This window comes from Citrobacter sp. TBCS-14 (assembly GCF_005280805.1).
Lineage (GTDB): Bacteria > Pseudomonadota > Gammaproteobacteria > Enterobacterales > Enterobacteriaceae > Citrobacter > Citrobacter gillenii.
Window position 1 is genome coordinate 1 of record NZ_SZWM01000203.1, and the last position, 211, is coordinate 211.

The 211-nt window shown below is 55.0% G+C and carries 1 pseudogene; it reads left to right on the plus strand.

Annotated elements, in window-relative coordinates:
* Position 1: 1 nt before the first annotated feature.
* Positions 2 to 211 (plus strand): annotated as a pseudogene (locus tag FDX22_RS12120) (hypothetical protein); the annotation flags it as partial.

Sequence of the window (211 nt, forward strand, 5' to 3'; positions counted from 1 at the left end):
GATGAACAAGGTTGCTCAATATTACCGTGAACTGGTGACGTCACTCAGCGAACGTCTGCGTAACGGCGAACGCGATATCGATGCGTTGGTGGAGCAGGCGCGTCAGCGAGTTATGCAGACCGGGGAGTTAACCCGAACCGAGGTGGAGGAACTCACAAGGGCCGTCAGACGCGACCTGGAAGAGTTTGCACTCAGTTATGAAGAGAGTCTC